The organism is Rhodoplanes roseus, from assembly GCF_003258865.1.
Classification (GTDB): domain Bacteria; phylum Pseudomonadota; class Alphaproteobacteria; order Rhizobiales; family Xanthobacteraceae; genus Rhodoplanes; species Rhodoplanes roseus.
In genome coordinates, this window is record NZ_NPEX01000699.1 from 1 (window position 1) to 345 (window position 345).

Here is a 345-nt window from a genome sequence, read left to right on the forward strand (position 1 = left end):
CGACGCGCGCAACCGCCGCCTGCAGCTGATCGAACCCGGCTGTCAGGCCGGGCAGGAGCGCCCGCCCTTCCTCCGTCAGGCGGATGGCGTTCTTCGGCCCTTCAAAGAGCGAAACGCCCAGAATCTCTTCAAGCTGCTGCACCTGACGGGAGACCGCGCTGTGGGTGACGTTCAGCTCTTCAGCGGCGAGAGACATCCGGCCGTGGCGACCGGCGGCTTCAAAGGCCCGCAACGCGTTGAGGGAAGGAAGGCGTCTAGTCATGTGAGAATATCGAACAATGGCCGCTCGATAATATCGCTTTTCATCCGCGCTTCAAGCGCCTTCTATCGCGGTATGGAGAAGGC

Annotated in this window: 1 protein-coding gene; it reads right to left on the reverse strand. The window is 62.3% G+C overall.

Annotated elements, in window-relative coordinates; genetic code table 11:
- Positions 1–262 (reverse strand): LysR family transcriptional regulator (locus tag CH341_RS32030; RefSeq protein ID WP_146604741.1); only part of this gene is annotated, 262 nt, incomplete at its 3' end.
- Between the last annotated feature and the right edge of the window lie 83 nt (positions 263–345).